The 8,292-nt window shown below is 67.0% G+C and carries 13 protein-coding genes; 6 read left to right on the top strand and 7 right to left on the bottom strand.

The genetic code is table 11. The features are described from left to right. On the top strand, positions 1-512 hold a 512-nt coding region (locus WBF82_RS08760; RefSeq protein ID WP_424382656.1), incomplete at its 5' end, for a potassium channel family protein. Here the strand turns inward: WBF82_RS08760 and WBF82_RS08755 are convergent. Then, positions 463-1,095 (bottom strand): DUF3159 domain-containing protein, encoded by a 633-nt coding sequence (locus WBF82_RS08755; RefSeq protein WP_424382658.1) that lies wholly within the window; start codon positions 1,093-1,095, stop codon positions 463-465. The genes WBF82_RS08760 and WBF82_RS08755 overlap by 50 nt on opposite strands. Positions 1,096-1,196: 101 nt before the next feature. Continuing rightward, on the bottom strand, positions 1,197-1,565 hold the full coding sequence (locus WBF82_RS08750) for an OB-fold nucleic acid binding domain-containing protein (protein ID WP_424382655.1): 369 nt from the start codon (positions 1,563-1,565) through the stop codon (positions 1,197-1,199). Between the two features lie 135 nt (positions 1,566-1,700). On the opposite strand from WBF82_RS08750, the gene WBF82_RS08745 reads away from it, so the two are divergent. Beyond that, a complete protein-coding gene (locus WBF82_RS08745) occupies positions 1,701-2,399 on the top strand; it encodes an alpha/beta hydrolase (protein WP_424382654.1) in 699 nt (232 codons plus the stop codon). Here the strand turns inward: WBF82_RS08745 and WBF82_RS08740 are convergent. Next, a complete protein-coding gene (locus WBF82_RS08740; protein WP_424382653.1) occupies positions 2,396-2,884 on the bottom strand; it encodes a MarR family winged helix-turn-helix transcriptional regulator in 489 nt (162 codons plus the stop codon). The two genes, WBF82_RS08745 and WBF82_RS08740, sit on opposite strands and share 4 nt — an antisense overlap. A 102-nt stretch (positions 2,885-2,986) precedes the next feature. Between WBF82_RS08740 and WBF82_RS08735 the strand changes: the two genes are divergently transcribed. Then, positions 2,987-3,709: an alpha/beta fold hydrolase gene (locus WBF82_RS08735; protein WP_424382652.1), complete on the top strand. Its 723-nt coding sequence runs from the start codon at positions 2,987-2,989 to the stop codon at positions 3,707-3,709. Positions 3,710-3,757: 48 nt separating this feature from the next. Here the strand turns inward: WBF82_RS08735 and WBF82_RS08730 are convergent, their stop codons facing one another. Together WBF82_RS08730 and dut are read right to left on the bottom strand one after the other, a co-directional pair. Next, complete coding sequence (locus WBF82_RS08730; RefSeq protein WP_424382651.1) at positions 3,758-4,546, bottom strand: DUF3710 domain-containing protein; 789 nt, start codon at positions 4,544-4,546, stop codon at positions 3,758-3,760. Between the two features lie 16 nt (positions 4,547-4,562). Further along, on the bottom strand, positions 4,563-5,027 hold the full coding sequence (gene dut, locus WBF82_RS08725) for a dUTP diphosphatase (RefSeq protein ID WP_424382650.1): 465 nt from the start codon (positions 5,025-5,027) through the stop codon (positions 4,563-4,565). Positions 5,028-5,052: 25 nt separating this feature from the next. On the opposite strand from dut, the gene WBF82_RS08720 reads away from it, so the two are divergent. Continuing rightward, positions 5,053-5,529 carry a DUF3093 domain-containing protein gene (locus WBF82_RS08720; RefSeq protein WP_424382649.1) on the top strand — a complete coding sequence of 159 codons (477 nt, stop codon included), beginning with the start codon at positions 5,053-5,055 and terminating at the stop codon, positions 5,527-5,529. 113 nt (positions 5,530-5,642) lie between these two features. Here WBF82_RS08720 and WBF82_RS08715 read toward each other — a convergent pair whose 3' ends face one another. After that, on the bottom strand, positions 5,643-5,945 hold the full coding sequence (locus WBF82_RS08715; protein ID WP_424382657.1) for a DUF4193 domain-containing protein: 303 nt from the start codon (positions 5,943-5,945) through the stop codon (positions 5,643-5,645). Positions 5,946-6,107: 162 nt separating this feature from the next. Between WBF82_RS08715 and cei the strand changes: the two genes are divergently transcribed. After that, the gene (gene cei / locus WBF82_RS08710; protein WP_424382648.1) at positions 6,108-6,758 is read left to right on the top strand and encodes an envelope integrity protein Cei; all 651 of its coding nucleotides are present in this window, start codon (positions 6,108-6,110) and stop codon (positions 6,756-6,758) included. Between the two features lie 21 nt (positions 6,759-6,779). Here the strand turns inward: cei and WBF82_RS08705 are convergent, their stop codons facing one another. Beyond that, the gene (locus WBF82_RS08705; RefSeq protein WP_424382647.1) at positions 6,780-7,655 is read right to left on the bottom strand and encodes an inositol monophosphatase family protein; all 876 of its coding nucleotides are present in this window, start codon (positions 7,653-7,655) and stop codon (positions 6,780-6,782) included. Positions 7,656-7,772: 117 nt separating this feature from the next. On the opposite strand from WBF82_RS08705, the gene ppgK reads away from it, so the two are divergent. After that, on the top strand, positions 7,773-8,292 hold a 520-nt coding region (ppgK, locus tag WBF82_RS08700; RefSeq protein ID WP_424382646.1), incomplete at its 3' end, for a polyphosphate--glucose phosphotransferase.

Raw genomic sequence — 8,292 nt, 5'->3', positions numbered from 1 at the left:
CCTGCGAGATGAGCGTGCTGCAGTCGATACGCCTGGAGGACTTCGATGTCGTCGTGGCCGCCACCGGCGACGACAAGGCGAACGTGGTGCTCAGCTTGCTGGCCAAAACCGAGTTCGCTGTGCCTCGGGTGGTAGCCCGGGTCAACGATCCCCGCAACGAGTGGCTGTTCACCGACGCCTGGGGCGTCGACGTGGCGGTGTCTACCCCGCGGATGCTGGCTTCGTTGATCGAGGAAGCCGTCGCGGTCGGAGACTTGGTGCGGCTGATGGAGTTCCGGAACGGTCAGGCCAATCTCGTGGAGATCACGCTGCCCGACGACACGCCATGGGGCGGCAAGCCGGTGCGGAAGTTGCAGCTGCCGCGTGACGCTGCGCTGGTGACGATCCTGCGCGGGCCCAGGGTCATCGTGCCGCAGGACGATGAACCGCTGGAAGGTGGCGACGAATTGCTGTTCGTGGCCGTCAGCGAGGCGGAGGAGGAGTTGCGTCAGCTGGTGCTGCCACCGCACTGACGGTGGTCTCCGCCAGAGCGCGCTGCGCCACCCTGATCGCCAGGTAGGTCACCACCGCCGCCGCTGCGGTCAGCGGCCAGCCCATCGCGATCCGCGCCACCACGAGCCAGCCCGTGCGGTCGGATTCATACAGCACGTGCTGCACCACGAAGCGCGCGCCGAAAACCAGCACCCAGGTGAGCGTGGCGACGTCGAAGGCGTAGACGGCACGGCGCACGTCGCGCCAGGCTCGGTCGTGCCCGTGCAGCCAGCTCCAGATGTAGCCGACCACCGGGCGCCGGATCAGGATCGACACCGCGAAGACCGCCGCCCAGAACAGCGACGTCCAGATGCCCAGCAGGAAATATCCCTTGGACTCCCCCAGCAGGTAGGCGATCAGTGCGCAGACCGCGACACCGATCAGGCCCGACACCGCCGGCTGCGCGGACTCACGCCGGATCAGCCGCCACAGCAGGATGAGCGTGGCGATGCCGAGGGCGGCGCCGACTGCCGCCGCCAAACCCAGCAGCCTCGAGGTCCCGACGAACACCAAGACCGGCAGCGACGAGTAGATCATCCCCGGCACGCCGCCCAGCTGTGCCATCACCCGCTCGGCAGGGGTGGAGTTCGCCGCTGCGGACTCGGCTTCGCTCGCGGCGGCCGGGGTCACATCGCTGGCTTCGGCCGCACCGTTCACCGGAGGCTTCACCGCTGAATTTCGTAGTGCGGGTTGTAAATCGCCTTGGTGCCGTTGTCCAGCTTGCCCAGCCGGCCCCGCACCCGCAGCCTGCGGCCCGAGTCGATTCCGGGAATGCGCCGTTGCCCCAACCACACCATGGTCACGGTGTCGGTGCCGTCGAACAGCTCGGCGCGAACCCCGGCGGCGCAACCCTTGGCGTTGGTTTCCACGGTGCGCAGTATTCCGACCATCGTGACCTCCTGGCCTCGCTCGCAGTCGATGGCCCGCTGCGCGCCGGTGTTGACCGCCTCGTCGGATAATTCCTCGGCGTCGCGCTGCTCGGGGTCCTCCGTCAACCGACGAGTGAGCCGGCGCAGATAACCTTCTGCCGCCATGGCCTCTCCTGACCGTCCTGTAGGTCCAACATGTTCCACGGGTTGGAAGCCGATCCTCTCACGCCAACGGACACCGTAGACCGGTTAGTTCCCGCCCCATGCGGATACCCACCGGCGGCCGGGCAGTATCGAGTCATGGCTGTCGACCTGAGCGGCGTGACCACCGTCATACTGCCGGGCACAGGATCCGACGACGACTACATCACGCGTGCCTTCGCGGGACCGCTCTGCGAGGTCGGCGCGCAGGTTTTGGCGCCGCCGCCGCAGCCGAATCGCTTGATCGAGGGCTACCTGCGCGCGTTGGACGACGCAGCGCGCCATGGTCCAATCGCCGTCGGCGGCGTTTCGATCGGTGCTGCGGTGGCCGCCGCCTGGGCGCTAGAGCATCCCGACCTGGCGGTGGCCGTGTTGGCCGCGTTGCCGGCGTGGACCGGTCCGCCCGGCGAGGCGCCCGCCGCGATCGCCGCACGACACTCCGCGCAACAGCTGCGTCACGACGGTCTGGCCGCGACGACGGCGCAGATGCGCGCGTCTAGCCCGCCGTGGCTGGCCGAGGAGCTGACTCGGTCGTGGCGGAGCCAATGGCCGCAATTACCCGACGCCATGGACGAAGCAGCGACCTATGTGGCGCCCACACACACGCAGCTACAGCAGCTGGCCGTACCGATGGGCGTCGCCGCCGCCACCGACGACCCGATCCATCCCCTTGGCATCGGGCAGGAATGGGCGGCCGCCGCGCCCCGCGCGGCGCTACGCACGGTCACCCTGGATCAGATCGGCACCGATCCCGCAGCCCTGGGCGCCGCCTCCCTGGCAGCACTGGCAGCCATTTAGCTCGATTGCCCGCGTAGGTCCGCCGAGCTCTTGTCGGTGATCCGACGTTGCAACGCCTGTCCGGCCGGAAGCTGCGCCACGAGAGCGCGCAGCGCAGGCAGCGCAGCGACAACCTGGTCCTCGCCCAAGACAAGGCCCAGGGCTGCATAAAGGTTCTGTTCGATCTGACTCACGGTTCGTGCCGCGTCGACGCCCGCCGCGGTCAGTGCCAGCAGCGTGGTTCGCCGGTCCGTAGAGCCAACCGTCGACTCCACGAGACCTTTTTGGGTGAGCGTGCTCATCAGCCTGCTCGGGCTACCGCCTTCACATACCAGACGCTGCCCTATCTCTCTCACGGTCAGCGGTCCCGTCGCATCACGCAGGACAGCGATCGCCTCGGCTTGGGAAGGCGTCAGATCGTGTGGCTTGAGCGCCGTCGTGAGGGCCCGCGAACCTTCCCGCTGGGCGGCCAGGACGAGGTAACGGAATTCCTCTATTGAGTCCATCGTCACAGTATATAGCCATTCGATGACACGTCATATATTATTCGTGACGTGTCACCTAATAAAGCAGAGGGTGACGCACCACTTCACCGAAAGAAGGCCCCCATGCCCACCGCCACACCAACCCTCGTCACAGTCCCTTGCTTTTCCGGCGCTCCCTGGGATGAGCGCCAGCTCACCTCGCTCAAGGCCGCCCACCCGGTGCGCACCATGCGTCTCCCCGAAGGACTCGACGACGTCGAGCGCTACGCCGACTTCCTGGCCACTCAGGTCGAGGGACTCTCGGACTATGTACTCGTCGGCGACTCCTACGGCGCCGTCATCAGCCTCACTCTCGCGCTGCGACAGCCAATCGGACTGCGCGGACTGGTCCTGTCCGGAGGGTTCGCCGCCAACCCCCTCCCGCGCTGGAAGAACACTGCCGGCCGCGCCTCGCACTACGTCCGCGGATCGCTCTACCGCAACGGCACGCTGCGCTACCACGCCCGCAGCCTCGCCTCGAAGTTCGACCACGATGCCGAGGTTCCGCACACCCGCGACGACTACCGCCAGTTGTTCATCGAGAACACCCCGGCAGGCTCCTACAGCGCACGGGTCGCCAGCGTCATCTCTTTCGACGTGCGCGACCAGCTCGCCAAGGTCAACGTTCCCACGCTGCTCATCACCCCGGAAGATGACCAACTCGTCGGGGACCAAGCCGCTCGGGAACTACGCCAAGGACTTCCGAATGCCCGCGAAGCCGTACTCCCCAAGACTGGCCACATGTTCCGCTTCACCCACCCAAGCCTTTACGGCCACACCATCCTCGAGTTCCTCCAAGACATTTGAGCTCGCGCCAGGTTGGGCTAAGGCAGGTGATCACACGCGCCCAGCTGTTTAGCCGCCAGTGGTGCTGCGCAGCTGCTGCATCGCCGACCCGCCGGCACTGCGGCGCGCAGTCGGCTCGGATGGCGCCTCGTCCCCCCCGACGTTAGGGTCCGGCGGCGCGACCGCCTGCCCCCCAGCGGCCTGCGCTGCCGCGGCCTCGCGCAGCTGCGACGCCATCGGCTCGGGCAGCTGCACCAGCAGTGGCGTCCGGACCGGCAATGGAGTATCGCCGCGACGAACTACGGTGTCCACCAACGCTTGCCGGGCTTCGTCAGTCAACGCGTCGATGGTTTCGGGCGAGCCGTTGACGACGCAACGGATCATCCAGCGGTAGCCATCGATGCCGATGAACCGGACCACTCCGGTCGCGCTGCCGACTACCTCGCGGCCCCAGCGGCCATCCTGGATGCTCACCGTTGCCCCGTCCTTGCGTAGCGAGTCGGCAAGCTCGCCGGCCACCTCACGCCACAGGCCGCCGGTCTTGGGCGCCGCGTAAGCGGCGACGGTGAAGCGGCCGTTGGGTGTCACCACCCATATCGCGCTGGGGACGCCGGTGTCGGTCAACTCGACTTGCAGCTGGGCCGACGGCGGCATCGGCAGCAACACCGCACCGAGATCGAGACGGCCCGCCTCGGCCGCCGCAGGGTCGTCGAAATCCTCGATGTCGAACGGGCCCTCGGTGTCATCGGCGGCCGCGCCCTGGACCGGCCGTTCCGGTTCCGTGGGTGGGGCCGACACTTCCAGAGATTCCGACTCGTCGGCTGGCTCGTCTTTGGGTTTGCGTCTACCGAATGCCATTACCAGCGCCACCCCTTCATAAACTCTCGTGCCCGCCCGAGGAGCCGTGGCCACCCTCGCCACGGGTGGTCTCGGCCAACCCGGCCTCGTCGAACGACGACACCTCGACCAGTTCAACCAACTCGACGCGCTGTACCAACAATTGGGCGATCCGATCGCCGCGATGCACGACGATCGGCGTCGCAGGATCAAGGTTGATCAGCGCGACCTTCACCTCACCGCGGTAGCCGGCATCGATGGTCCCCGGGCTGTTGACGATCGAAAGCCCTGCCCGAGAAGCTAATCCAGACCGCGGGTGCACCAACCCGACCATTCCGAACGGAATCGCAACCGCGATCCCGGTCCGAACCAGCGCACGGTGTCCGGGCGCCAGCTCGACGTCTTCGGCGCTGTAGAGATCAACGCCGGCGTCGCCATCGTGGGCACGGGTGGGCAGCGGTAGCCCGGGGTCAAGACGCACAACCGCCAGACTCGTCGACACGGGGGCACAGATTACCCTTGACCGAATGTCAGGTACGCGAGTCGCGCCGCAAAGCGTGCGGTATCGCGAGCGGCTATGGGTGCCATGGTGGTGGTGGCCATTGGGTTTCGCGCTCGCGGCGATCGTTGCTCTGGAAGTCAACCAGGGCGTGTCGAGCCTGCCGCGCTGGCTGCCGTTCGCGGTGTTGTTCGTGGTGGCTTCCGGAGCGCTGCTGTGGCTGGGCCGAATCGAGATCCGGGTCACCGCCGGCGAGGGCGGAGTCGAATTGTGGGCCGGCGAGGCGCATCTGCCCGTCACTGTGATCGCCCGTTCCGCAGATATCCCCCGCTCGGCCAAGTCCGCGGCGCTGGGGCGCCAACTCGACCCCGCGGCGTACGTGGTGCACCGAGGCTGGGTAGGCCCAATGGTGCTGCTCGTTTTGGACGACGTCGACGACCCGACGCCCTACTGGCTGGTGAGCTGCCGTCACCCCGAGCGGGTGCTTTCGGCATTGCGCAGCTGACGCCCGGTGACGGTGCGGGCGGGGCAACCGCCCGCTGTCTAGGCGCGCAATCCACCGCCCGGTGACGATGCGGGCGGGCAACCGCCCGCTGAGGAGGCGGGCAATCCACCTTGTCAGGCCGCGCAGTCGTTACAGATCATCACGCCGTTTTTCTCGCTGGCCAGCCGACTGCGGTGCTGCACCAGAAAGCAGCTCGAACACGTGAACTCGTCGGCCTGCTTGGGAATCACGCGGACTGACAGCTCTTCGCCGGACAGGTCGGCACCAGGCAGCTCGAAAGACTCGGCAGATTCTGATTCGTCGACGTCGACTACCGCCGACGCCGCTTCGTTTCGCCGTGCCTTGAGTTCCTCTAGGGAATCCTCAGAAACGTCATCGGTTTCGGTCCGCCGTGGGGCGTCGTAGTCGGTAGCCATCATCTGTCCCCTCGTATACCTCGCAAGCAAAGCTTTGTACCAGCGTCGAACGCATCCACCAAACGATTCGTGCCCGTATGCCCAGGTTTCGAGTGTGATTTACGTCACATCGCGGATTTAACCGCGTTACCTCGCCCTAAACATCCCGTTTAGAGTGCGTACGTGGTCGCGCAAATCACCGAAGGCACAGCCTTCGACCGCCATGGTCGACCGTTCCGCCGTCGCAACGCCCGGCCCGCGATTTTCCTGCTAGTCGTGCTGGTGGTGGCGACCGCGGTGGTGTGGACGATGGCCCTCACCCGGCCGCCCGACGTCCACGAGACCGCCGCATGCAATTTCCCGCCGGAGCAGACCGACCCGGGAGCGCCGCACCTGGGCACCCAGGTGTCACCCAGCACGATGGTCAATGTCGCGCCCGCAAAACTCGCCGATACCAAACTGCGTGTCCTGAACGCCAGCGGTCGCGGTGGTCAGGCGGCCGAAGTCGCCGGTGCGCTGAAAGACCTGGGCTTCGCGCAGCCGACCGCCGCCAACGATCCGGTCTATGCCAAGGCCAGGCTGAACTGCCAGGGCCAGATCCGCTTCGGCGACGCGGGCCAGGCCGCCGCTGCGGCGGTATGGCTAATCGCGCCGTGCGCCGAGTTGTTTCGCGATGACCGCACCGACGATTCCGTCGACCTGGTCCTCGGCACCGATTTCAGCGCGCTGGCACACAGCGACGACATCGCCGCGGTACTTGCCGGCCTGCGTCCCGGCGATGCCGAGCCCGCCGATCCGGCGCTGCTGGCCAAGATCCACTCGGGCACCTGCTGACCGCTGGGTCGGTTGGATTGATCAGCCCGGAATCGGAGCGAGGCCGTCGAATTGCTCCAGGGCCGCGAGTAACTGGTCGGCGATCCCGGGCGCGGCGGCAACGACCAGCGCGGCGGCTCCGTCGGGATCTCCCGGCGCTGGCAACACCACCCGGGCGCCCGCCTCGGCGGCGATCAGCGCGCCCGCCGCGCAGTCCCAGACATGCAGCCCGTGCTCGTAGTAGGCGTCCAATCGGCCCGCCGCCACCATGCACAAATCCATTGCGGCAGAGCCGATCCGACGCACATCGCGGACTACCGGCAGGATTTTGGCCACCAGTGTCGCCTGAACCGTGCGACGTCGCTGGGAGTACGCGAATCCGGTGCCCACTAACGCCAGCGACAGATCGTCGACCGCGTTGCACCGCAGCGGGTGCGTGCCCAGCTCGTCGATGACGTGTGCACCCAGCCCGACCGCGGCCGAGTACACCCGCCCGCCCATGACGTCGGCAACCGCACCGGCCACCGACACACCATCGACCTGTGCTGCCACCGACACCGCATAGGCCGGGATGCCGTAGACGAAATTCACCGTGCCATCGATCGGGTCAAGCACCCAGGTGACGGCGCCCGCGGCGCTGCCCGCCGGAGACTGCGGCCCGCCGATTTCTTCACCCAGAATCGGGTCGCCGGATCGCAACTGCGCCAACCGATCACGCAACAACCGTTCGGTCTCGGTGTCGACGATGGTGACCGGATCGGTGGGCGTCGTCTTTGTTCGCACCGCATCGTTGCCCCCGGCGCGCGCGTCGGGGCCGAACACGTCGCTACGACGGCGCCGGGCGAAGGCCGCGGCTTCGCCGGCCAGCCTCTCGGCCACCGAACGCAGCTCTGCCGGTTGGTTCCTTGGCGTGCTCACCGGTCCATCGCATCACAGTTGGCGCCGGTTCCAGCAACGTCCGAGTAACAAGCCCGCCAACCATTCAGCGACGCACTAGGGTTTTGTCGACACCCCAGTCTCGCCGAGGAGATTCTCGTGACCGGTACCGACTCGACCGCCGCCTCCACCGGAATCGATGTGCCCGAGATTCCCGCGCGCCAGGGTTTCGGTATCGACGTCGGCGGCAGCGGCATCAAGGGCGGAATCGTCGACCTGAAGACCGGCCAGCTGGTCGGCGACCGGTACAAGCTGCTGACCCCCCAACCGGCCACACCGTCCGCAGTCGCAAAGACGATCGCGGCCGTGGTCCACGAATTCGGCTGGACCGGCCCGCTTGGGGTGACCTATCCGGGTGTCGTCACGCATGGCATCGTCCGGACTGCGGCCAACGTCGACAAGTCCTGGATCGGAACCAACGCCCGTGACATCATCAGCTCCGAATTGAACGGCCAGCAGATCGTGGTTCTCAACGACGCCGACGCGGCGGGGCTGGCCGAAGAGCGCTATGGGGCGGGCAAAGACACCACCGGCGTGGTGGTGCTGCTCACATTCGGAACCGGGATCGGGTCGGCGGTCATCCACAACGGGATTTTGCTGCCCAACACGGAGTTCGGAC

The sequence above is a fragment of the Mycobacterium sp. genome (assembly GCF_049673265.1).
In the GTDB taxonomy this organism is placed as follows: Bacteria; Actinomycetota; Actinomycetes; order Mycobacteriales; family Mycobacteriaceae; genus Mycobacterium.
This window is presented reverse-complemented; position numbering and strand designations above follow the sequence as displayed.